At 64.5% G+C, this 22685-nt stretch carries 25 protein-coding genes; 12 read left to right on the top strand and 13 right to left on the bottom strand.

Features of this window, described 5'->3' with window-relative positions:
• Positions 1–6: 6 nt before the first annotated feature.
• Both ACWA1Q_RS09075 and ACWA1Q_RS09070 read right to left on the bottom strand, forming a co-directional pair.
• Positions 7–1038, bottom strand: a complete 1032-nt coding sequence (locus ACWA1Q_RS09075) for an LLM class flavin-dependent oxidoreductase (protein ID WP_463756797.1) — start codon at positions 1036–1038, stop codon at positions 7–9.
• 2 nt (positions 1039–1040) lie between these two features.
• Positions 1041–1937: a nuclear transport factor 2-like protein gene (locus ACWA1Q_RS09070; RefSeq protein ID WP_463756795.1), complete on the bottom strand. Its 897-nt coding sequence runs from the start codon at positions 1935–1937 to the stop codon at positions 1041–1043.
• A 75-nt stretch (positions 1938–2012) separates the two neighbouring features.
• On the opposite strand from ACWA1Q_RS09070, the gene ACWA1Q_RS09065 reads away from it, so the two are divergent.
• Positions 2013–2969: a LysR family transcriptional regulator gene (locus tag ACWA1Q_RS09065; protein ID WP_463756794.1), complete on the top strand. Its 957-nt coding sequence runs from the start codon at positions 2013–2015 to the stop codon at positions 2967–2969.
• Here ACWA1Q_RS09065 and ACWA1Q_RS09060 read toward each other — a convergent pair.
• From ACWA1Q_RS09060 to ACWA1Q_RS09045, 4 genes are all read right to left on the bottom strand, one after another.
• Positions 2960–3139, bottom strand: a complete 180-nt coding sequence (locus tag ACWA1Q_RS09060) for a GNAT family protein (RefSeq protein WP_463756792.1) — start codon at positions 3137–3139, stop codon at positions 2960–2962. The genes ACWA1Q_RS09065 and ACWA1Q_RS09060 overlap by 10 nt on opposite strands.
• A 233-nt stretch (positions 3140–3372) precedes the next feature.
• Positions 3373–3744, bottom strand: coding sequence for a thioredoxin family protein (locus tag ACWA1Q_RS09055; RefSeq protein ID WP_463756790.1), 372 nt, complete (start codon positions 3742–3744; stop codon positions 3373–3375).
• A gap of 42 nt (positions 3745–3786) precedes the next feature.
• On the bottom strand, positions 3787–4077 hold the full coding sequence (locus ACWA1Q_RS09050; protein WP_463756789.1) for a metal-sensitive transcriptional regulator: 291 nt from the start codon (positions 4075–4077) through the stop codon (positions 3787–3789).
• A gap of 10 nt (positions 4078–4087) precedes the next feature.
• Positions 4088–5758 carry an FAD-dependent oxidoreductase gene (locus ACWA1Q_RS09045; protein WP_463756787.1) on the bottom strand — a complete coding sequence of 557 codons (1671 nt, stop codon included), beginning with the start codon at positions 5756–5758 and terminating at the stop codon, positions 4088–4090.
• 353 nt (positions 5759–6111) lie between these two features.
• Between ACWA1Q_RS09045 and ACWA1Q_RS09040 the strand changes: the two genes are divergently transcribed.
• Both ACWA1Q_RS09040 and ACWA1Q_RS09035 read left to right on the top strand, forming a co-directional pair.
• Positions 6112–6591, top strand: a complete 480-nt coding sequence (locus tag ACWA1Q_RS09040; protein ID WP_463756785.1) for a PPOX class F420-dependent oxidoreductase — start codon at positions 6112–6114, stop codon at positions 6589–6591.
• 89 nt (positions 6592–6680) lie between these two features.
• A complete protein-coding gene (locus tag ACWA1Q_RS09035) occupies positions 6681–6830 on the top strand; it encodes a hypothetical protein (RefSeq protein WP_463756783.1) in 150 nt (49 codons plus the stop codon).
• A 7-nt stretch (positions 6831–6837) separates the two neighbouring features.
• Here the strand turns inward: ACWA1Q_RS09035 and ACWA1Q_RS09030 are convergent, their stop codons facing one another.
• The 6 genes from ACWA1Q_RS09030 to treS all read right to left on the bottom strand — a co-directional run bounded on the left by ACWA1Q_RS09030 (position 6838) and on the right by treS (position 14156).
• Positions 6838–7647 carry an ABC transporter ATP-binding protein gene (locus ACWA1Q_RS09030; protein ID WP_463756782.1) on the bottom strand — a complete coding sequence of 270 codons (810 nt, stop codon included), beginning with the start codon at positions 7645–7647 and terminating at the stop codon, positions 6838–6840.
• Positions 7644–8681 (bottom strand): FecCD family ABC transporter permease, encoded by a 1038-nt coding sequence (locus ACWA1Q_RS09025; RefSeq protein WP_463756780.1) that lies wholly within the window; start codon positions 8679–8681, stop codon positions 7644–7646. Before ACWA1Q_RS09025 ends, ACWA1Q_RS09030 begins: the two co-directional genes overlap by 4 nt.
• Positions 8678–9724, bottom strand: a complete 1047-nt coding sequence (locus ACWA1Q_RS09020; protein WP_463756778.1) for a FecCD family ABC transporter permease — start codon at positions 9722–9724, stop codon at positions 8678–8680. The genes ACWA1Q_RS09025 and ACWA1Q_RS09020 overlap by 4 nt, the downstream gene beginning before the upstream one ends.
• Positions 9721–10746: an iron-siderophore ABC transporter substrate-binding protein gene (locus tag ACWA1Q_RS09015; protein ID WP_463756777.1), complete on the bottom strand. Its 1026-nt coding sequence runs from the start codon at positions 10744–10746 to the stop codon at positions 9721–9723. The genes ACWA1Q_RS09020 and ACWA1Q_RS09015 overlap by 4 nt, the downstream gene beginning before the upstream one ends.
• A gap of 40 nt (positions 10747–10786) precedes the next feature.
• Entirely contained in the window at positions 10787–11608 is an 822-nt protein-coding gene (locus tag ACWA1Q_RS09010) for a siderophore-interacting protein (RefSeq protein WP_463760824.1), read from the bottom strand.
• Between the two features lie 298 nt (positions 11609–11906).
• Positions 11907–14156: a maltose alpha-D-glucosyltransferase gene (treS, locus tag ACWA1Q_RS09005; protein ID WP_463756775.1), complete on the bottom strand. Its 2250-nt coding sequence runs from the start codon at positions 14154–14156 to the stop codon at positions 11907–11909.
• Between the two features lie 237 nt (positions 14157–14393).
• On the opposite strand from treS, the gene ACWA1Q_RS09000 reads away from it, so the two are divergent.
• The 9 genes from ACWA1Q_RS09000 to ACWA1Q_RS08960 all read left to right on the top strand — a co-directional run bounded on the left by ACWA1Q_RS09000 (position 14394) and on the right by ACWA1Q_RS08960 (position 21967).
• On the top strand, positions 14394–14978 hold the full coding sequence (locus ACWA1Q_RS09000) for a M23 family metallopeptidase (RefSeq protein ID WP_463756774.1): 585 nt from the start codon (positions 14394–14396) through the stop codon (positions 14976–14978).
• Positions 14979–15042: 64 nt separating this feature from the next.
• On the top strand, positions 15043–16119 hold the full coding sequence (locus ACWA1Q_RS08995; protein WP_463756772.1) for a PIG-L deacetylase family protein: 1077 nt from the start codon (positions 15043–15045) through the stop codon (positions 16117–16119).
• Positions 16116–17114 (top strand): ATP-grasp domain-containing protein, encoded by a 999-nt coding sequence (locus ACWA1Q_RS08990; protein ID WP_463756770.1) that lies wholly within the window; start codon positions 16116–16118, stop codon positions 17112–17114. The genes ACWA1Q_RS08995 and ACWA1Q_RS08990 overlap by 4 nt, the downstream gene beginning before the upstream one ends.
• The gene (locus ACWA1Q_RS08985; protein WP_463756769.1) at positions 17111–17839 is read left to right on the top strand and encodes a PHP domain-containing protein; all 729 of its coding nucleotides are present in this window, start codon (positions 17111–17113) and stop codon (positions 17837–17839) included. Before ACWA1Q_RS08990 ends, ACWA1Q_RS08985 begins: the two co-directional genes overlap by 4 nt.
• Complete coding sequence (locus ACWA1Q_RS08980) at positions 17836–19335, top strand: glycosyltransferase family 2 protein (protein ID WP_463756767.1); 1500 nt, start codon at positions 17836–17838, stop codon at positions 19333–19335. Before ACWA1Q_RS08985 ends, ACWA1Q_RS08980 begins: the two co-directional genes overlap by 4 nt.
• Positions 19332–19502 carry a hypothetical protein gene (locus ACWA1Q_RS08975; protein WP_463756765.1) on the top strand — a complete coding sequence of 57 codons (171 nt, stop codon included), beginning with the start codon at positions 19332–19334 and terminating at the stop codon, positions 19500–19502. The genes ACWA1Q_RS08980 and ACWA1Q_RS08975 overlap by 4 nt, the downstream gene beginning before the upstream one ends.
• Positions 19499–19867, top strand: coding sequence for a response regulator (locus tag ACWA1Q_RS08970; RefSeq protein WP_463756764.1), 369 nt, complete (start codon positions 19499–19501; stop codon positions 19865–19867). The genes ACWA1Q_RS08975 and ACWA1Q_RS08970 overlap by 4 nt, the downstream gene beginning before the upstream one ends.
• Positions 19860–20255, top strand: a complete 396-nt coding sequence (locus ACWA1Q_RS08965; RefSeq protein WP_463756762.1) for a response regulator — start codon at positions 19860–19862, stop codon at positions 20253–20255. Before ACWA1Q_RS08970 ends, ACWA1Q_RS08965 begins: the two co-directional genes overlap by 8 nt.
• Positions 20252–21967, top strand: a complete 1716-nt coding sequence (locus tag ACWA1Q_RS08960; RefSeq protein ID WP_463756761.1) for a sensor histidine kinase — start codon at positions 20252–20254, stop codon at positions 21965–21967. The genes ACWA1Q_RS08965 and ACWA1Q_RS08960 overlap by 4 nt, the downstream gene beginning before the upstream one ends.
• Here ACWA1Q_RS08960 and ACWA1Q_RS08955 read toward each other — a convergent pair.
• Positions 21964–22602, bottom strand: a complete 639-nt coding sequence (locus tag ACWA1Q_RS08955; RefSeq protein ID WP_463756759.1) for an MBL fold metallo-hydrolase — start codon at positions 22600–22602, stop codon at positions 21964–21966. The genes ACWA1Q_RS08960 and ACWA1Q_RS08955 overlap by 4 nt on opposite strands.
• Positions 22603–22685: the final 83 nt, after the last annotated feature.

Raw genomic sequence — 22685 nt, 5'->3', positions numbered from 1 at the left:
CACCGTTCAGCCGCCTGCCGTCTCCCGTCGGAGCACGGGCGCTACCTCCGTCAGATAGAGCTCAAGGCTCTCCCCAGCGAGTGAGCGGGGGAGCGAGCCGGTATCGAACTGGCCGATGTATCTGTCGATACCGAGTGCATTGCGGTGGGTGAGTATGACGTCGATGACCTGTTGTGGGCTCCCTACCGCGAGTCCGTTGTCGGCCCAATGGTCGAAAACGTCGCGTGACATACCGGCTTCACCGAACCGCGGATTGAACCGGAAGTAGGCGCTGTAATAAGGGAAGAACTGGTCCCTGGCTCCCTGCGACGTCCGCCCGATGAACATGTGGCCGCCACTGGCGACGCTGAGCTGATCGACCGCGTGGCCGGAATCGGCTGCTGATCGTCGGTACAGATCGACGAGCCGTCTGCCCGACGAAGGATTCGTCCAGAGAGCGAGGAACATTGGTGCCCCGAGGCGGCCGGCTCGCATGGCCGACGATGGTGTTCCGCCGACTCCGATCCACACCGGGAGTGGTCCATCGTGTGCAGTCGGGACGGCGATCGCATCCTGGAGGGGGGCGCGCGTACGTCCGTTCCACGACAGTGGGTCACCGTCGGAGTCCCGCAGTTGGAGAAGCAAATCGATGCGATCGTCGAAGAGCTCCTCGTACTCTTCAAGGGCGTATCCGAATAATGGAAACGACTCGACGAAGGCGCCTCTGCCGGCGAGGATCTCTGCTCGCCCCCGCGACAGCTGGTCGAGCGTGGCGTATTGTTCCCACACGCGCACCGGATCCTGGGTTGATAGCACGGTCACGGCGCTGCTGAGCCGAATCTTCTCGGTTCGAGATGCGATCGCGGCGAGGAGCATCTCCGGTGCCGATACCGGAAAGTCGTGCCGATGGTGCTCACCGATCGCGAACACATCCAGACCGCCCTGCTCCGCCATGACGGCGTACTCGAGCAGCTCGGCGTAGCGATCAGCGACCGTGGGGGTGGTACCGGTGTGAGGGTCAGGGAGAACGTCACCGAAGGTGTAAACCCCAAGTTCCATGCTCACCACCGGTCCGACGCCGCACGAGTGAGCTGGTCGAGGTTCGATCGCTCCAACCGGGAAGAATCCCACATCGACCGAAGCGCTTCGATTCGACCTTCGGCGTCCAACTCGATGCTGACGACACCGTGGGTGACAGCACCCGTCGACCGCCATTCGTAGCCCCCGCCCATGGCTCCGCCGACGGTGTGCACCCGCTCTGCGCCCGTCACCCACGGCAGCTCTCGACCCGCCCGATCCAACCATCGCTTGATCGCCGAGCGACCGCGAAGCGTCGTGCGCAGCGCCATGTCCTCGAGCTCTCCGTCATAGGAGAAAAGGCCCGCGACCGTGTCGAAGTCGCCACTTCGAAGAGCAATGTGCAGGGCGTCCGCAACCTTCTCCAGCTCCGGGCTGGCGCTCGACTTGATCCGGCTCTCGCCGAACTCTTTGGGGAACTGGCCGTCGGGAGTGCGCATCTGTGCCACCGAAGCCTCAGGCCAGAATCGTCCGTCCCAGTAGTCAACCCAACGCGTGATCCCGGCTTCGCTGAAATCGACCAGCGCAAGGGCGCGGATCTCAGAACCGAATAATTCGGCGGTGTCGGTCATGTGGACGATTGCGCCCCTCTCATCACCGACGACCCGCGTGAAATACGAGTGCGCGTCCTCGGACCAACCCGGCATGTACTCGTCCCAGACAGCGCGCAGTTTGGCATTCGAATCCCAGACCCAGCCGAGGGTGGCGTCCGAGTAGTACGTGCTCGTGGCGTCGAAGAACGCATGGGTTGCGTCAGCATGCGCGGCGCTCTTGGACACGAAGTACCGGTAGAGCCTGTCTGCAACGGATCGAGGCGCATGGGTGGCGTCCGCTGTCACGGGGAGGGTCGTGCGCGCGAGTCGGTTAGCGTCGGTGGTCATAGTGTTCCTCTCGGGAGCCCAAACGGGCGGTTCTGAGCCCAGGCGGGCTCATCCTCAGGCACAACCGGAGCGGCGATGGCAACGATTCCTTCTTTTCTGCCGCTATTTGAGTCACTTTCCATCTATTTGACAGATACTTCTCCTATGGAGATCAAACAGTTGCGGCATTTCACTGCACTCGCCGAAGAAAAGAGCTTCTCTGCGGCCGCGCGACGAGAGCACATTGTTCAATCGGGACTCTCCACATCCATCCGCGCGCTGGAACGGTCTGTCGGCGCGGAGCTCTTCGCACGCGGATCCCGTCCGGTGCGTTTGTCTTCGGCAGGCGAGGTGTTGTTGGCGTCGGCATACCGGCTCCTCCGCGAAGCGGACCTCGGAGCGCAGCGAGTGCAGGACGTCGTCGGCCTGCGCGGTGGATCTTTCCGGCTCGGGATGATGCAAGTGAACGCCCTGGATGGGGCTTGTCCATTCATGGGCTGGCTATCTGAGTTCTCAGCTGAACACCCGGGTTTGGATATTTCGGTGAACCAGCTGGTGGGACCAGCCGCTTCCCACCTCGTGGCTGACGGCCGTCTGGACTGTGCGATCGTCGCCAACCCTAAGTCGGCAGGTGGAATCGAACTCCTCACGCTTGTCGATGAGGAACTGGTACTCGTGAGTAGTGGGACTTCCGCAGCCGCCATGCCGGACCGCGTACAGATCAGTGATCTCGCCGAGGCTCGATTCGTCGACACCATCCCTGGCCACGAGAGCCGGGACGAGGTGGACGAGCACTTTCTCGCACACGGCATCCGCAGGCAGGTTCCGTGCGAAGCCCTCGAGCTATCGATGGTGGTAGAGCTCGCCGCCGCCGGATTGGGGGTCGCTCTCGTGCCGCGGAGCGTTGCGAAGGATCCCCGGCTGAAGGTCTCCGAGGTGGAAGACCTCACAGTGCGATACAAACTCGTGTTCATTCATCATGGCGCGGCGGACGCGTCACCCGCGGCCCGCGCGTTCACTCGCCACGTGACGGGCCGGGTTGCTCAGATGTAAGGGCTACCGGACCGGCTCGTCGACGTATTCGTCGACCTCGGAATGGTTTCGCAGATAGTCCCGGATGAACACGCAACCGGGACGATGCGTTTGCCTCGCCCGATGGCATCCGAAATAGCGAATGCAGCGAGGCGCGTGCCGACATCGTGCCCGCTGGACGCGTCGTCCACGATGGTGTGGGTGAAGGTGACTGTGCTCTCGGTCTCCCGGTAGGTGGTGTCCTTCGGCGTGGTAGCGCCACATCGGCGTTCCGGGCCCGCTGCGCCGGAATTCGCTCAGCGGGCTGTCGGGACGCCGTTGCTGGCGGGCGCGCTCGCCGCGATCCTCGGTGCTGTGGCCTCTCGGAACTCTGCGGCAGCGGCACTGAGTGTTGCTCAGGGCGTGAGGCAGTCGGGCGACTACCTCACGAACCCTGAGCGTCAGCTTCTGTGATGGACTTGCGGACCTCGTCCATATCGAGACCCTTCACCGCCTCGATCACCTGGTCAAGCTGCGGTGGGGCCAGCGCGCCCGGCTGGGAGAAAACGAGAATCTGGTCCCTGAAGACCATCAGGGTGGGAATCGACGTGATGCCGGCGGCCGCGGACAGTTCTTGCTCGGCCTCGGTGTCGACCTTGCCGAAGGCGATGTCCGGGTGGGCTTCGGATGCCGCCTGGAATGTCGGCGCGAACGCCCGGCACGGTCCGCACCACGCGGCCCAGAAGTCGACGAAGAGGATGCCGTTATCTTCGACGGCGGAGTTGAACGAGGTAGATGTCAGGTCGATGGTGGTCATCGGGGTCCTTTCGGGGTGTTGGAGTTCCGGTCGCGCTGGCGCTCAGGCGAGGGTGAGGAAGAGCTTCTCCAGCTCGTCGACGGTGAGTGGGTCGCTCGTGTCGTCTGGGGAGCTGAGGCAGTCCCTCATCGCCGATGAGACGATCGTGAAGCCGGCGCGATCCAGCGCCTTCGAAACGGCGGCAAGCTGCGTGACGACGTCGCGACACTCTGCACCCGATTCGACGGCGGTAATCACCGATGCCAGCTGCCCCTGGGCGCGGCGCAGGCGGTTGAGGATCTTCTTCTGGCTGTCCGCGGCGGACTCGATGGGGGCTGCGGCTGGAGTCGGCATGTCGTGGTCCTTAAGCGATGATGTGAGCTGGAGAAGTGTCGGGGAGGTTGCCGGTCGCGGCGGTCCCGGCGAGCCAGGTTCGGTATCCACCGTCGAGGTTACGCACGTCGCGGCCCAATTGGGTAAGCAGTCGTGCTGCGGTGTGACCGCGCTGCCCGACCTGGCAGTGAACAACGAGCGGTGTTTCCGGGAGATCGGAGAACCGGGCGCGGATCTCGTCGAGCGGCAGGTTGATCGCGCCTGGGATGGCGCCACGCGCGAATTCGTCGGCAGAGCGAACGTCGACGAGGGTCGCACCGGAGGTGATGGCGTCGTCGAGCTCATGCCATTGGATACTCCGGGTCGCCCCCGTTGCGAGGTTGTCGGCGACGTATCCGGCCATGTTGACGGCATCCTTCGCTGATCCGAACTGCGGTGCATAGGCGAGCTCGAGTCGCGACAGCTGTGAGGCGGTCAGGCTTCCGGCCATGGCGGTGGCGATGACGTCGATCCGTTTGTCGACGCCCGCACCGCCGACGATCTGGGCGCCGAGGATGGCGTCCGTTTGCGAGTCGATGAGCAGCTTCATCGACATCTGCTCCGCGCCCGGGTAGTAGCCGGCGTGGGAGGACGGATGCGTGTGGACGGCCAGATGCGGACGACCGGAAGCCGCGAGACGGGTCTCGCTCCAGCCGACCATGGCGATGGTGATGCCGAAAAGACCGACGATCGCTGTGCCCAGTGCCGGAACGCTGGGTTCAGCGATTCCGGCGATGGCGTCTGCGGCGGTGCGGCCGTGTCTGTTGGCGAGACCCGCCATGGTGACGAGCGTTGCCGCCGCGTCGATGGCATCTGTCTTTTCGACCGCGTCGCCGACCGCATAGATCGAAGGATCGTTGGTGCGCTGATATTCGTCGACGGTGATGCCGCCGGTTGCGCCGATGGTGAGGCCTGCCGAGCGCGCGAGGTGCGTGTCGGGGCGGACGCCCCGGGCTTCAATGATGAGGTCGGTCTCGATGACGGACCCGTCGTCGAGGTGGACCCGGCCCTCGCGCACGTCGGCGACCGTGCTGTTGACGCGCACATCGACGCCGTGGCTGAGGAGGGTGTCGAGAACAGGGCCGGCCATCTCGGGGTCGAGAGGGGAGAGGGGGCGTGGACCGCGCTGCACGAGCGTGACGGTCACGCCACGGGTGACGAGGTTCTCGACGGCTTCGAGGCCGATGAATCCGGCGCCCACGACGACCGCCCTGGCATCCGTTCCGACGCTGTCGAGCACAGAGGTGATGGCGTCGACGTCGTCGACGGTTCGGAGGGTGCGGACCGGAACGCCGTGCCCGGGAAGAGCCGGCCCTGTGGTCGCTCCGGCGGCGAGGATCAGGACGTCATAACCTTCGGTGGTGTTGGTGCCATCGAAGACGTCGGTCACCTGCACGGTCTTCGCTTCGCGATCGATCCGGACGACCTCCTGGTTGACGCGCACATCGAGGCGGAAGCGAGCGGAGAGGGAGTCGGGTGTCTGCAGCAGCAGGCTGTCGCGATTTTCGATGACTCCGCCGACGTAGTAGGGCAGGCCGCAGTTCGCGAAGGAGACGTATGGCCCGCGTTCGAAGACGACGATCTCGGCCGTTTCATCGAGCCGACGGAGGCGTGTTGCCGCCGACATTCCGCCGGCGACACCGCCGATGATGATGGTTTTCATGTCGTTCCTCTCCTGGTTCAGACGCTCAGCGGGAAAACAGGCGAGAGAAGAACCCGCCCGTGCGTGGCTCGCTGTCATGGCCCTGGCAGCGGTCGGGCCGTGGCACCCCGCGCATCACGTCATCGACATGCTGGCCACAGCCCGCCCACGTCGTTTTTCCGCAGGTCTTGCAGGTCGCGGCTCGGCACATTCGGTTGTTTCCTCCATTGATAAAATACCCCGGGGGGTATCTGGTGCTCCCATCGTAAGATACCCCCGGGGGTATAGCAAATCGCTGCCGATGTCGCTCACCGAGCTGCCGTCACGTTCACGAAACGGGGCCGGCTCGGTCGCGCCGCGGATAGAGTCGGGGAATGGCTCGAACAATCGCTACCGCTACGTCCGTCAACCGCGATGAGGTTCTCGACTTTGTCCGCCCGCGACACCGGATGCTCCTCGCCACCACGCGCGCGGACGGTCGGCCGCAGATGTCTCCCGTGACCGGGGGAGTCGACGCCGAAGGGCGGATCGTCATTTCCACCTATCCGACTCGAAGCAAGACGCGAAATGTTGCGAGGAATCAGCACACCTCCGTCGTGGTCTTCTCGGACGACTGGGACGGCCCGTGGGTGCAGATCGACGGCGATGCCGAGGTCCTGCACATGCCAGAGGCCGCTGACGGGCTCGTCGACTACTTCCGGTGCATCGCAGGCGAGCACTCGGATTGGGACGAGTACCGTGCGGCGATGGCCATTCAGGACAAGTCGCTGATCCGAATCACGCCGACTCGCTGGGGTCCGATCGCGACGGGTGGCTTCCCGCCTGAGGTCGCTACGCGGCTCGACGCGCAGTAACGCGTCGTCGCCGGGCTCGACGGCCGTACTGTCGCGTATGGTCAATCTGGCCATCGGTGGTCATGCGTTCTCAGCTGACGATGCCGCTCGTGATTCCTCAACTCCAGGGAGCATTCACGTCGGTCACAGGACTCGTGATGGCGGGCGTCTTCCTCGTCGCGGCTCCGCTCCTCATCGTGCTCGCGATCGCGGGCAAGCAGCTCATCGCCGGCGTCATGGAAGGTGCGGTCAAAGGCTGACCGAAGATCAGCTCACCTCGACCGTGTGGTGGCGGCCGAGTGGGAGCATCAGGGGCTTGTCTGAGGTGGGGTCGAGGATAACCCTGCTGTTCAGCCCAAAAACGACGCGAATGTTCTCTTCGGTCAACACCTGTGAGGCGTCGCCGGAGGCATGGACCTTCCCTCCGGCGAGCGCGATCAAATGGTCGGCGTAGCGCGCAGCAAGGTTGAGATCGTGCAGCACCATCACGATCGTTGTCGCCCGCCTGCGATTGAGGTCGGTGAGCAGATCGAGCACTTCGATCTGGTGGCTGACGTCGAGAAAGGTCGTTGGTTCGTCGAGCAGGAGCACATCGGTCTCCTGAGCCAGAGCCATGGCGATCCAGACCCGCTGGCGCTGGCCGCCCGACAACTCGTCGACCGGGCGGTCCGCCAATGCAACGGTGTCCGTCGCTTCGAGAGCGGATGCCACGGCAATGTCATCCTCGGTGCTCCAGCGGGCGAACATCCCCTGGTGGGGATGGCGGCCGCGGCCGACCAGGTCTGCGACAGTGATGCCCTCCGGGGCGATCGGCGACTGAGGCAGCAAGCCGAGCGTCCGCGCCAGTTGTTTCGCCGGCATGCTGTGTACTGCCTTCCCGTCGAGCAGAACACTGCCCGCGCGTGGAGGCAGTAGACGTGACATCGACCGGAGCAGGGTCGACTTGCCGCAGGCGTTCGCCCCGACGATCGCCGTGACTTTGCCCGGAGGGACGACGAGATCGAGGTTGTCGATCACCGACCGGTCACCGTAGCTGAGAGTGAGCTTCTCGATGAGAAGCGAATGGTCGGTGGTCATAGTGAGCCTCCCGCGCGGTTGGTGCGGATGATCAGGTAAATGAGGAACGGAGCGCCGAGAACGCCGGTGACGACGCCGACAGGAAATCGGGAACCGAACGCGTACTGGCCGCAGAAGTCGGCGACGAGTACGAGCAATCCTCCGACGAACGCGGCAGGGATGAGGAGCGAACCGTTCTGTCCGACGACGCGGGCAGCGATCGGCCCCGAGAGAAACGCGACGAACGCTATCGGACCGGCAGCGGCGGTGGCGAAGGCGATCAATCCGACCGCCGTAATGATCACCAGAAGACGAGTTCTGCCCACCCGGACGCCAAGAGCCGATGCCGTGTCGTCGCCCAGCTGCGTCATCGACAGGTTGCGCGACTGGCCGAGGAGCACGGGAGCGAGAACGAGAATCGCGGTGAGTACAGGGAGGACCTGCCCCCAGTTCGTGCCGTTGAGGCTGCCGGTCAGCCAGCGTTCCGCCGCCTGGAGGTCCCAGTCGGCGGCCTGCGAGAGCACATACGCGGTGACGCTGTTGAGCATCGCCGCGATGCCGATGAGGATGAGGCGGGTGCCCACGACGCCTCCTTTGAACGACAAGCCGTAGATGAGAAGCGCGACAGCGAGCCCGACGACGATGGCGAAAACGGAGACGCCTGTTTCCCCGAGCGAGAGGGTCACGATGGCGAAGGCCGCGGCCGCACTCGCTCCGGAAGTGATACCGATGATGTCGGGGCTGGCAAGCGGATTACGCAGCATCGTCTGGAAGGTGACGCCGCCGAGCCCGAAACAGACCCCTACCAGCACGGCGAGGACCGCCCTGGGCAGACGCAGCCGGCCAACGGTGAACGTCGCTCCCTGAATTTGCTCGCCGAGAATCACGCCGATCACATCCGTGGGCGGGTAGAAGGTCTGCCCGACCATCAGGCTGACGGCGAAGACGATGACGATCAGTGCAGCCAGAACGGCGACGACCCAGGACCGGCGAGACGCGCGGCGTCGCCTGCCGCGAGCGACGGCATCCGCTGTGATCAGGGTTCGGGCGGTCACAGGGCGCGAACTTTCTGGCGGCGGACGATGTAAATGAAGAACGGGGCACCGATGAGCGCAGTGATGATGCCGACGTCGATCTCCGCCGGGCGGGCGACGATCCGCCCCAGAACATCGGATCCGGTCAGGAGGGCGGCGCCGACGACGGCGGAGAACGGCAGCAGCCATCGGTGGTCGGTGCCGACGAGCAGCCGGCACGCGTGCGGAACGACGAGTCCGACGAAAGCGATGGGACCAGTTACGGCGGTGGCTGCTCCACAGAGGACGACTGCTCCCAGCGCGGCGATTCCGCGGACAAGGGCCACGCGCTCGCCGAGACCCGCTGCGAGGTCATCGCCAAGGGCGAGGGAGTTGAGGCTTCGGGCGGAGAGCAAGCAGAGCACGAATCCGGCGAGAAGGAACGGGGCGACGTGCGTGAGGCTGTCTGCTGTGCCGCCGCCCACGCCGCCGATCTGCCACGACAGTGCGCTGCCCGCGATGTCATTGCGACCCAGGACGACCGCGCTGACGAAACTCGCGAGCGCGGCCGCTGTCGCCGCACCGGCCAACGCGAGTTTCAGCGGGGTAGCGCCCCCGCGACCGAGCGAACCGACGGCGTAGACGAACAGCGCTGTGACCGACGCTCCCGCGATCGCCACCCAGATGAAGCTCGTGGCAGAGGTGAGCCCGAAGTAAGCGATTCCCGAGACGACGGCGAGGGATGCTCCGGTGTTGATTCCGAGGATGCCCGGGTCCGCGAGCGGGTTGCGGGTGACACCCTGCAGAACAGCTCCGGAGACCGCGAGTGCAGCACCAGCCGCAACGGCGAGGAGTGTGCGCGGAATGCGCTTTGCCACCGCGGCTTCGTCGAACCCGTTGGTCGACCCGCCCATCGCCGCGAGGATGTCTGCCACGTCGACCGATCGTGATCCGACGACGACGGATGCAACGCAGAGCCCGACAAGCACGGCGAACGCCGCTATCAGCCAGGCACCCCGCAGCCGCCTCGGGCGCCGCACGAGTGCGGCAGTGCCCGAGATGGCTACGGGGAGTGTCGCTGTCACTCGGAAGAGTCGGCTGCTGCGGCGAGCAGATCCAGGTAGTCGGAGAGGACCCAGGAGATGGAGAGGGGAGTCGGGTTGGCGGCGGTACCCAGTGGGCTGGTGCCAGGGAGCAGGACGATCGATCCGTTCTTCACCGCGGGGATCTGGGACAGCAGCGGATCACCCTCGAGGGTGGAGACCAGCTTCTCGTCGCCGTAGGTGACGATGATATCGACGTCGCTGAAGGCATCCGCTTGCTCGGCACTCTGGGTCAGCGAGAACTTCTCGGTTTCAGCCGAAGCATCGGCGATGCTCGCCGGGAACGACAGCCCGATGTCCTCGAAGAACATGGCGCGCGTGTCGTGGGTTGTGTAAAAGCTGACCTGGCTCAGGTCGGAAGCATCGACGTGTGTAAGGAACATCGCTGTCTTGCCTTCGAGCTGCGGGTATTCGGCTGCGGTGTCTGTGACCTCTTGCTCGAGCTCGGCGATGAGCGTCTCGCCCTCATCTGCCATGCCCATGGCCTGGCTGTTGAGCGAGATCATGTCCCGCCACGACGTTCCCCAAGCGGTCTCGGGATACGCAACGACGGGTGCGATCTCGGTCAGAGTGTCATAGTCCTCCTGCGTGAGGCCTGAATAGGCGGCGAGGATGACATCCGGTTTGGTGTCGGCGACAGCCTCGAAGTCAATGCCGTCGGCCTCATCGAAAAGGACGGGGGTCTCTGCGTCGAGCTCTTCGAGCTTCTCGCTCACCCAGGGAAGAACGCCGTCGCCGTCATCGTCACCGAAATTCGCTGCGGCCATCCCGACCGGCACGACGCCGAGGGCGAGGGGGACCTCGTGGTTGGCCCAGTTCACCGTGGCGACACGTTCGGGTTTCGCGGTGATCTCTGTGGTGCCGAGAGCGTGCTCGATCGTGATCGGCGTGAAGCTATCGCTTTCGGCCGCGGGCTCGCCCGTTGCCGGCGTCGCGCACGAAGCGAGACCGACGGTGAGGAGGACAGCCGCGGCGAGAGCAGCGGATCGGGACAAATGGGACATGAGGTCCTTTCGATTGCGGAGCAGGAGGGGGCGGTAACGGTCAGCTTTCGGCGCGACCGACGCGCCAGTAGCCCATGAACGCCACGCGGCTACGGTCGAACCCGGCGTCCCGTACGAGGTGGCGGCGGAGGCCGGTGATCACGCCGGCTTCGCCGGCAAGCCAGGCGTAGGAGCCGTCTTCGGGGGTCGACGATACGGGTGCCTCGGCCGGAACCTCCCAGATTGGGAAGTCCGATACCGGTTCCTCCAGTTCGACGGTGCCTGGTTCGATCATGGCTCCGGACGTGCGCACATAGTCCTTCACGGCGACGGTGAGCCGCTCGCCGGGAGGTGCGCCGTCTCGCGGTAACCAGGTGACGCGCACGTCGGAGCTCGTCCTGATGGGAAGAGTGTCCGCCGGGAGCGGAATTTCAATGAAGGCGTGGCCGCTGATGCCGGCGGGTAGCGATTCGACGATGGCGCACATTGCGGGCAACGCGGTTTCATCGCCGGCCAGGAGAACCCGGGTGGCGTCGCCTGGGTTCCATTCGATGCCGCCACGCACGCCCGAGCGGGCGTCCGGGCCCACAATCACGATCTCGTCGCCGGGTTCGGCTCGAAGCGCCCATGCTGACGCGGGCCCAGCGTCGCCGTGAAGGACGAAGTCGATATCGACCTCGGCACGAGTCGGCCGGGGATTCCGTACGGTGTAGGTACGCATGGGGTTGCGCTCAGCATCGGGCAGACTGCGCCAGCGGCTATACCATTCGCGGGCAGGGCGCGGCGGTTCGTCGAACATTCCGATGTCGGTGAAACCCGTGCCCTCGATCGGCAGCAGGATCTTGACGCGCTGATCGAGTCCGTCGCTGGCGATGTGCCTCAGGGCGGCGCCGGCGAAGGTGACGCGGAGAATGCTCGGGCTGAATCGATGAGTGCGGGAGACGTGGACGCGATAGGCGCGCTGCGGCTGAACGGTGATGTCGACTCCCGGAAGGCTAAGGGTTGCCTAACCTTAGCAGGGGAGGTGAGGGTTGCCTTACCTAATCTGGCGGTCGTCGGTTCCATCGCGCGGCGATTGGCGGGTCGGTTGCCAGCGTGCTCGGCCACGAACGGCTGAACTTCGTGAAAAAGTCCAGCTGTCTGTGGCCGAGCAGCGGAGGTTGGCCCGTGGGATCAACGGATCAGGCGGGTGTCTCCGCGGTCGCAGCGTCCTCATCCTCGGAGTCGCGCCCCAGCAGGCACAGCCCCGCGTACGGCGCCAGTTTTACCGTGAAGCTCTGCAGGTCATCGACCCGGCCGATCTCCTCACCCGTCTGGGCGTCGTAGACCGTGCGGCGGGGAGTGAGCTCGGAGGAACGGACGGTTCCCTCGATCTCCTCGCCGGTGAAGTTCAGCACCGTGACCTGGAGCGGAGCGTCCTCGAGCGTGGTATCGCCACCATCGAGCCGGTGAACCATGACGAGCATGCCCGGGTGAGCGACGTCGGGAATGTCGAGCTGGGTACCGATGTCGAGACCGATCTCGGTGCGGATCTTGAGGATTTGCGACACCCGGGTCGCGAATGAGTCGTCCTGTTCGAGCTGGTGCGGGAGTGATCCGTAGAGGGACCGGCCGCGTGGCATCCCAGAACTGGACACCGTTGCATCGGGGTCGACGTCCATGAGGTCGTGGGCGCCGCGGTGAACCCAGCGGGTATCGCCCTCGGCGATCAATTCGCTGACCTCGCTCGAGGGGAGCGGCAACATCCCAAGCAGGTCCCACGCCGAGAGGGCGAAGACGCCCGGCTGCCACGCGTTGAACATGACGAGGAGCAGGTGCGCCTTGCGGATGTCGTCGATGTGCTCGTCGGTGATGGCGTCGAGAGTGGTGAGGCCCTGGGTCGCCGCGATGACGGATGCCGTTGTGCAGGCGATTCCGTTGGTCGTGAACACGAGGTTGTAGTCAGCAGCATCGCCGGTGAGCTTCTCGACCAGGTCGGCGCGGATGGTCTCGGCGAGCTGCGCGCCGGGGATCTCCTCGTCGCGGAACGGGTACAGGTCGGCTCGGTGAAGTGTCGCCCAGTGTACGAGTTCGTAGGTGAGCTCATCATGGTTCTGCAGGGCGTGGACGAGGCCGACCGGCTGGACACCGGTCGACAGCGACGTGCGCAGGGTCAGCCGGAGGAACTCGGTGTCGCCCATCGCGAGGGCGTGCTGATACGCGGGCCGGTTGATGAAGTCGTACGAGAGGTCGGCTCCGACGCGACCGGTGTCGCGAATGTCCTCCATCGTGAGGTTGAGCTCCTGGAACGAGAAACCACCGACCTTCCGCACCATGCCGGCAATGAGGTGGTTCGCCGCTTCGGAGAGCGGGTGACCCTCAGACCACGCGGGTGTTCCTTCGGCGCTTTTCTCGACCCCGAGGAAGCCGTTCGCGTCGAGACGAAGGGCGCTCGAACCGAGGTCGCCGAGGGAGTGCAGGGCGTCACCGATCACGAGGCGCATGCCCGCGAACGTCGGGTCGAGCCAGTTGATCGAGGGCTGGCCCTGCTTGAAGTAATGGAGGTATACCCAGCGACGGGTCTTGCCGTCCGCGCCGAGCACCGGCGCTGTGACGCTCCAGTTCGTCTCCTTGGTGCCGGGGGAGTAGAAGATGACACGCTGCAGCTGGCCGATGATGTAGCCAAGGTCTGCTAGTCGCTTCTCGGTGGCAGCGTCGAGGTTCACGGAGTCCCGGTGGTCGGGCACCTCCGGAAGCTCGTGCCAGTCCTCCTCCGGGATTTCGATCATGTGGTAAATACCGGGGTAGTCCTTGTAGCCCATCTCGGCCAGGCGGAAGTCGGCGCCCTTGCCCGTGTGCCCGGGGACGATGTCGTCGATGACACTGCCACCGTGATTGTCTGCGACATCCGACAACTGCCGGAAGTCATCGTCGGAGCCGAAAGCCGGGTCGATCTGGGTGCTGATCCGGTCGAAGTGTCCGTCAACGCTTGCCGTGCTCGACCAGCCCGTGATTCCACCAGCGAGCTTCACCGGACCGGTGTGGACAGCTGTGATGCCGATCTTCTCGAAGGCGTCCCAGAGGGCGTCATTGCCGAGTGCTGCCAGGTAGGACTGGCTGCCGGTGATCAGCGAGATCGGGTAGGCGGTGAACCAGACGGATGTCACGCCGATGGCCCTGCGGGCGTCGGGGCGGGCGTATGGGTGGCGCCACATGCTCGGCTGGCCCGAGAGGCCACGGCCGAGAATCTCTGCGTCCCTCAGCATCGACTGGCGGATGAGCCATTCGACGTAGGAGGGGTTGGACGCGTCAGCCGACCGCGGGTCTGAGAACGACCGGCGGATGTTGCTGGTGCGCATGTTCGTGCGTGGGCGAAGCTTCCGCGGTCGTGCAGGGTACCGGTCCTCGTCGTAGGTGATCTCGATCGGCTCGATTTCCGGTTCGTCAGTCATCCTGTCGGGCTCCTCTTGTTGATCAGCACGGGGAACGGTCCAAAAGTCCCATACTCGGTAGCACGAGTATCCCCCGGAATGGGGAGCGAACGGTAAAGCAAGCGCAACTGTGGTGCCCGGCGGGGGTTGTGGTGTATCGCCTGCTCCATTTTGACCCGCGAACGTGGCGTCGTGAGAACTCGCCGGAGGTGCAACACTTGAGAGTTGCCGCTGCCATACCACCGACAGGATCCGACCATGACCACCCGCGCCCGCCGGATCTCCCTCCGTTCCCTCCTGGTGTTGGCGATCGCCGTTCCCGCCATGGTTGCAACCGCGGCGCTCCCGGCATCCGCCGCGACGATCGATATCAAGAGCTTCGTCAACGTGGCGTCGAGCCCAGGCAACTACATGCATGATGCCAACGCCGCGTGGGTGCGCCCGGTTACAGCCAAGGTGACGTCGCCGTACGGTCCGCGGCGGGTCATCTGTAACCCGGTCGGATGCTCGAACTCCTTTCACGATGGAATCGACTTCGGTTCCGCCTGCGGCTCCCCGATCAAGGCCGTCTCTGCCGGACGTGTCACCGCGGCCGCCAATGCCGGGTCATTCGGGCAGCGGATCATCATCGACCACGGGTCAGGACTCCAGTCGATCTATGGACACATTCAGACAGGCTCTTTCACCGTCGCAGCGGGCGACCAGGTCAGCGCAGGCACGGTCATCGCCAAAGTGGGAGCCACGGGTGTGGTGACCGGCTGCCACCTTGATCTCAAGATTCGCGTCGGCGGCGTGTACGTAGATCCCAAACCCTTCATGGCACTCCGCAAAATAACGCTCTGAGCAACGTATGCCGGATCGGTTCCGGCGAGCATTTAGAGTAGGTCCCAGGCTCTGAGGGGGGACTGTGGAAAACGCATATCGAGTTTTGGTTGTCGAAGACGACCTTGACGTTCTTTTCTATGTACAAACGATTCTGACCAGGAAGGGCTTTGAGGTTCGCGCGCTGTCCGATCCTCTCGCCGCTCGACAGAGCACCGTCGAGTTCGCCCCTGACGTGGTGATCACAGACATCGAGATGCCCGGGATGACCGGCCTCGACCTCATCGCGGAGGTTCGTGAGGCGCAGCCGGGTACGCCCGTCGTGGTGATGACCGCGCACGTCTCCGTCAGCTACGCGGTCTCCGCTTTGCGCAACGCGGCGGATGAGTTCCTCACCAAACCCATCTCTTCGGCAGAGATGGTGAGCGTGGCGACGCGACTGGCGGACGGATTCCGCCGTGCACAGGCATCCGTTCCCCGCAACATCGTGCTCGCCATCGGCGCCCACCCGGACGACGTCGAGATCGGCGTCGGTGGCCTCCTCGCCGCTCACCGTGCTGCCGGAGATTCGGTGGCGATCCTCACCCTGTCGCGGGGTTCGCGCGGCGGCGAAGCAGACGGACGCCAGCACGAATCGCTGGCGGCGGCAGAGATGCTCGGCGCCCGGCTGTTTCTCGAGGACCTCCCCGACACAGCGATCAGCAATTCGGACCCAACAGTCGGGATCATTGAACGCGTCGTCGCCGAGGTCAAGCCCACGATCGTGTACACGCACAGTGACCACGACCGCCACCAGGACCATCGCGCCGTTCACGCAGCTGCTCTCGTCGCCACCCGGCGGGTGAACACGGTGGCGTGCTTCCAGAGCCCATCCGCGACCGTCGATTTTCGGCCAACGCGATTCGTCTCCATCGACGGCTTCACCGAGACCAAGCTCGACCTCCTGGCGAGCTTTGCGTCACAGACGGGAATCCGCGACTACCTCGAGCCGGATTTCGTCCTCGCCACAGCGAGGTACTGGAGCCGCTACGGCTCCGGGAAGAACTGTGAACCGCTTGAGATCGTCCGGGAAGCCACCGAGCTGGCCGCGACGCACCGCGATATCGAAACCGCGGTCCGCGCGGTCAAACACGGCAATTATGAGCAGGGAGCACAACGATGACACGAGTACTGGTGACGGGAACCGGGGGACCGGCGGGAGTCGCTGTACTCCGTTCGCTGTTGAAGCGCGCTGACGTCGACCTCTTTTCGGCCGACATGGACGGCTGGGCAAGCGGACTGTACCTCGTGCCGGCGGATCGCCGCCGGATCGTTCCTCGCGGCGACGCTCCCGACTTCGTCGACGCCATTCTCGACCTCTGCCGCACGGATGAGATCGATGTCGTTTTCTCAACGGTCGACGCCGAGCTCCCAGCCCTTGCGGCTCGTCGCACCGAGCTGAAGACCGCCGGCGCGGTTCTCGCCGCTCCTTCTGTCGAGACGCTCGACGTCACGCTCGACAAGTACCTGCTCGCCGAGCGGGTGACCGGGGTTACTCGCGTGCCCGCGACGCACCTCCTCACCGCCGAGGGAACCTCCGAACCGTGGGAGTTTCCTGTCATCGTCAAACCGCGGCGTGGTGCAGGTTCCCGTGGCGTCCGCATTGTGGACAGCCGGGAGGATCTCCTCGCGATCGGTTTCGACGACGCGCTCATCATTCAGGAGTTCCTGCCCGGCGACGAGTTCTCCGTCGACGTCTTCGCGGATGCCTCCGGTCGGGTTCTCGCTGCCGTTCCGCGAACCCGCACGCGCGTCGACTCCGGGGTCTCGATTGCCGGCCGGACCGTTCGCGACACCGCACTCGAACAGACGGCCGCGACCGTTGCAACCGCCATCGGGCTCACCGGCGTAGCCAACGTTCAACTGCGCCTCGACCGTGACGGGATCCCCGCCCTCCTCGAGGTGAACCCGCGGTTCCCTGGCGCGATGCCCCTCACCATCGCTGCCGGTGTCGACATGCCCTCGCTCGCCCTCGATCTCGCGCTGGACACCCAACTCCCTGAGCGGATCGAGTTCGCCGAGATCGCCAACGTCCGCTACCTCGAAGATGTCTTCGTTCCGACATCCGAGATCCTGATCTCCGAAAACGCGGCGCACGACGACGGACTCGAGCAGTGACCGTCGCCCGTCTCCTCACCGGAGATCACCACGTCCACTCCACGTTCTCCGACGACGCGACCAGCACGCTTGCCGAGAACGTCGCTGCCGCCGATGCTCGTGGTCTCACCCGGCTTCGGCTCGTCGATCACGTCCGGGAGTCCACTTCCTGGCTTCCGGAATTTCTGCAGGCAACGCGCGAACTGACGGTGCCGGAGGGCATGACGATCCTGACCGGGGTTGAGGCCAAGATTCTGGATGCCAGCGGCCGACTCGACGTTCCCCCCGGCCTCCGTTTCGGACCCGGCGGCATCGACGCCATACTCATCGCCGACCACCAGTTCCCGGGAACGGACGGCCCGTGGTCGCCCCGTGAGACCCGCGAACGTATCGGAGCAGGCCTGACGGCGACGGATGCCGTCGATCTGCTCATCGGCGCACTCGTCGCGTCAATGGAATCGGTGCCGGCCGCACAGCTCGCGCACTGTTTCTCGATTCTGCCGAAGGTCGGGCTCTCTGAGGACGACCTCAGTGACGAGCACCTGTCGGCGTGGGCGCAGGCCGCTGCCAGGAGGGGAACCCTCATCGAAGTGAACGAGAAGTGGCTGTGCCCCGGACCCCGGGCTCTCAAGGCGGCTCTCGCTGCCGGTGCGGAGCTCGTCGCATCGACCGACAGCCATACGGCGAGCGACGTCGGCGTGTATCGCGGCGTTCAGCAGCTCTTTAGTGACGCGGGAATCTCATGAACGCAGACAACATTTTCGCGGTGCTCAATGGCATCCTCGCGGTGATCCTTCTCGTCTTCGTCTTCACCGGCGCAGTACCTGTCGTATCAGCTGCATACACGTTCCTCGCTATCCCGGTCCACGCTGTCGTCAATCATTACCGCAAGGCCGCGCCGTACACGCCGAGAGTGGCCATCGTGATCCCGGCGTGGAATGAAGGTGCTGTGATCGGGGCGTCGATCGACCGTCTCATGGCGCTCGAATATCCACTCGAGTCGCTGCGCCTGTACGTCGTCGACGATGCGAGCACCGATGACACGCCCGACGTCATCCGGCGCAAGGCCGAACAGTATCCCAGCAACGTCTTCCATCTGCGGCGGGAGAAGGGCGGCGAAGGTAAAGCGCACACTCTCAACCACGGGATCCGCGTCATCCTCGAGGACGACTGGATGCAGGCGCTGCTCGTGATGGATGCCGATGTCATCTACTCTCCGAACTCCCTTCGCCGGATGACCAGGCACCTTGCCGACCCCGCCGTCGGAGCGGTGTCGGCATACATCCGCGAGGGCAGCAAAGACAAGAACTACCTCACGCGGTTCATCGCCCTGGAATACGTTCTCTCCCAGCCCGCGGCTCGCCGCGCCCAGAATGTGCTCGGCGCCCAGGCATGTCTGGCAGGTGGCGCCCAATTGCACTCTCGCGAGAACCTCCTCGCCATCGGCGGACAGATTGACACGTCTTCTCTTGCGGAAGACACGATCACCACGTTCGAGACACAGCTCAAGGGACGCACCGTGGTTTTCGAGCCGCTCGCCGTGGTTCTCGCCGAGGAGCCCGGCTCCATCGATGCCCTGTGGAAGCAGCGGCTCCGTTGGGCGAGGGGCAATGTCACCGTCACGTCGCGATACCGCAAGATCTGGTTCCGGCCGTCGAAGGACCACAAACTCGGCACGATCTCGTTCGGCATCGTCTGGTTCAGCCTGTGGTTGCTTCCGATCGCGATGGTTTTGTCATCGATCGGCCTCGTCGGACTCCTGCTGCTCGAGAGCGACCTGGCAACGGTACTGTTCCGGGCTCTCTGGATCACGGCGGCGTGCACGTTCACGTTCACGCTGGCTCTCGCTGTTCAGCTCGACGGGGAACTGACCAGAAAGACCTGGCGCGAGGTACTGACATTCCCCGGGATCGTCTCCATGCTCGTGATGCTCACGGCGTTCTTCCCCGGGCTGCTGCTCGAATGGCTGCCATCACTCTTCGGAGCACAATTGTCTGAAACCGCCCTCTTCTGGATCACCCTGTCGATCTACGTCTGGATTTCAGTATCGATGCTCGGCGCATGGCTTGCGCGCAAAATCGAGAAGACCGCGATCGGGCGCGTGCTTTCGCCCGCGCTCATCTACCTCGTGGGTTATGGTTCACTTCTGTGCGCGATCACCTTCGACTCGTACATCAAGGAACTCCGTCACGCTGAGGCCAAGTGGGACAAGACAGAAAAAACGGGAAGAGTCACCGCATGATCGACCAAACGACGCCCGCGGGTGACCCGAGGCATCCCGGCGATGCCTTTCTCCAAGCCGAGATCGAAGAAAACCGTGCGGGGGAGCGGGCACTCGTGCCCAAGACCGTGATCGCAATCGCTTTCGTCGTGCTTCTCGTCGTGCTGCGCGAAGTGTTCTTCGCGTGACCGGGGCCATGCCCCGCGTCCTCGTCGTTGAAGACAACATCGACCAGCTGGACCTGCTCCGGCGGAACTTCGAACGTGCAGGCTGCGCTGTCGTTCTCGCCAAATCGGCCGAAGAAGCGATCCTCGTCTATCGTGAGACCCCGCCCGACCTTGCGGTCGTCGACCTCATGCTGCCAGGCATGGACGGCTCGACCTTCATCGAACAGTTGCGAGCGGAACAGCCTGGGTGCGCCATCGTCGTCACGAGCGTGCTCGACCCGGCCGAGTTCCCTGAGTCCGACGGCGTACTTCCGAAACCATTTACCAGACAGAACGTCGTGCAGGTGCTCGAAAGCTGCCTTCCCAACTGGAGGAACGATGGCTGAAGCGCCAGTTCGCGTTGTCATCGCCGATGACGACCCCGATATGCGGATGCTCGTGGAGATCGCCGTGCGCAAGGCCGGTCTTGACCTCGCCGCCGTCGCAACCGACGGCACCGAAGCATGGCAGCTCATTCGTGATGAGGCCCCTGATCTGGTCGTCCTGGATGTTTCGATGCCGGGCATGAGCGGCCTCGATGTGTGTCGGCTGGTGCGCAACGACCCGGCGCTCAAGCAGGTACCCGTGCTTCTGCTGTCCGCTGGGGTCAGTGGTGCCTCGCGCGATGCCGGCATCGAAGCAGGTGCGAACGATTTCATGCCGAAACCCTTCAGCCCACGGATCCTCGCAGCAAAGCTCGCTGAGCTCGCTCGTGGACGCGAGCTGGCCCAGTGAGGTTCGACATCGGCAGGCTCGATCAGCCGAGTCCGGTGCTCAAGCATGCACCGACCACGATCGCGCTCATCACCGCGTTTCTGATTTCGCTGTACGCCCCCGGTGTGCCGATCACTCAGCCGATTGCTTTTCTCTCATCCATCATCGTCACCGCATTCTCCGTCCTCCTTGCGGTCTGGTTCACCCGCCGCGGGACCTTCACCGGGTGGGTCATCGCCGTTCCGCTCGCCGCACTCTTCGCCATCGCTTTGCTTCGAGTCGGCACGGGCGGTGCGGGGTCGCTTTTCTCTTCGCTCATCATCCTGCCTGTGGTCTGGATCGCGGCCGAGAAGGGGCGGCGCTGGATCCTCGTTGCCGGTGTCGGAACGGCAGCAGCGATCATGCTTCCTTTCTTCGTCGAGGGCGTGGTACCCAGTTCCGCGCCCGAGTGGCTTCGGGGAGTCGTCGCGCCCCTGGTTTTCGCCGTCGTCGCTGGGATCGTCAACGAGATGTCGCGGCAGTCGAGAGTGCAGGTCGACGCGATCCGCTCACTCGCTGAGGCGAGGGAGGCCAGCCACGCCGAGCTGAGGGAGTCAGAGTTCGAGCTGCGGACCGCCAACCAGTTCACGTCGAGTGTGCTCAACGCTGTCACGATCCAGGCCATCATCGGCACGGACCTCGTCGGCCGGATCGATGTATTCAATCCGGGTGCGGAAGCGATGCTCGGGCGCAGCGCGACGGACGTGATCGGCCGCGCGTCGATTCTCGACTTCCACCTCGAGGACGAACTCGAAAACCGGTCTCGCGAACTGAACTACCCGACCGGCGCCACCGTGCTCAACCCCGGGTTCTCAGCACTCGTCGAATCGGCACGCCTCGGCGTGCCCGAGCTTCACGACTGGACCTACTGCCGGTCCGGCGGAACAGAGTTCCCCGTCGAGGTCGCGGTCAGTCCCCGTATGGATGCTTCAGGGTCGCCCACCGGATATATCTTCGTTGCCACCGACATCACCCACGCGGTCGAAGTGTCGAAGCTCAAGGACGAGTTCGTCGGGCTCGTATCGCACGAACTTCGCACCCCGCTGAGCTCAATTCTCGGGTACCTCGAATTGATGAAGGACGACGAGGACGCACCCCTCTCCGAGGAGCAGCAGTTGTACCTCGGCGTGGCGGAACGGAACGCGCACCGGCTGCTCGGTCTCGTCGGTGATCTTCTCTTCACGGCGCAGGCTGACTCCGGTGGCTTCCCGCTGACAATCGAGGACGTGTCCCCGGAGGACCTCATCCAGGGTGCCGTTGATTCGGCGCGCCCTGTCGCGGAGGGGAGCGGCATTCTTCTGGAGGCAGACATCGCGCCGGGGGCAACGTCATTCCCCGGCGACCGGCGCAGGCTCGGTCAGGCCGTGGACAACCTCGTCTCGAACGCGATCAAGTTCACCCCGCGAGGAGGGAGCGTTCACGTCGGGTTCTCGGTCTCCCCGGGTTCGGTGGAGATCACCGTTCGCGATACCGGCATGGGTATTGCCGCCGATGAGCTCGACAAGCTCGCCACCCGGTTCTTCCGCGCGTCGACAGCGACGGCGAACGCGGTGCCGGGTGTCGGCCTCGGTCTGGTTATCACGAAAGCAATCGTTCGTTCACACGGCGGCGAGCTCGACGTCTCGAGCGTCGAGGGGGAGGGAACGGTGTTCACACTCCGGCTACCCCAGAACGCGGCGGTCACTGTTGGCTAAATGTCGAGGGAATCACCGGGCATGAGCGGAAAGAATTCGCCGCCGTTCTGCTCCGTCGCCCATTGGATCCGCGCATTCGACATCTCCTTGCCCGCCTTCGCGAGGGTCATCTCGTGCGTCGGGAAAGAGCGTTTCGGCTTCACCTGAAGCACGTAGTCCATGACGTCGCCGATTTTCAGCCACGGGGCTCCTGCGGGAACCGCGTGGACGTCGACCTCGACATCCTCGGGCACGGTATATGAGTCGCCGCCGTAGAACAACGTCCCGTTCACGAGTACGCCGACATTGTCGACGACCGGAATCGATTCGTGGATGACGTTGTGCTTGTCGCCGAAGAACCGGAGGGTGAAGGGGCCGACCTCGACCTCGTCACCGGCCTGGACGACCTCGATGGGCAGGTTGCTCGCTGCCGCCGCCACGCCTGCGGGCCCGAAGATCCGGGCATCGGGGCTTTTGCTGAGGATGCGGTCGATTTGCTCGGGCGTCCAGTGATCGGGGTGTTCGTGGGTGATGACGATCCCGACACACAGCGCGCCCTCGGTGATGGCGGTCGTGAAGGAACCCGGATCGATGAACAGCTTTCTCCCGGAGTCTTCGAGGAGCAGGGCAGCGTGTTCGAGCTTTGTCAGTCGCATAGGTTGAGCTAATACCCTCACAGGCTGGCTTTCAAGCGGACGCGCCCGACTTGACAGCCCGGATGATCGGGCACATTACCCGG

The organism is Mycetocola sp. TRD_SC_2 (assembly GCF_055361225.1).
The sequence above is the reverse complement of the archived record's forward strand: the minus strand, read 5'-3'. Positions and strand labels throughout refer to the sequence as shown.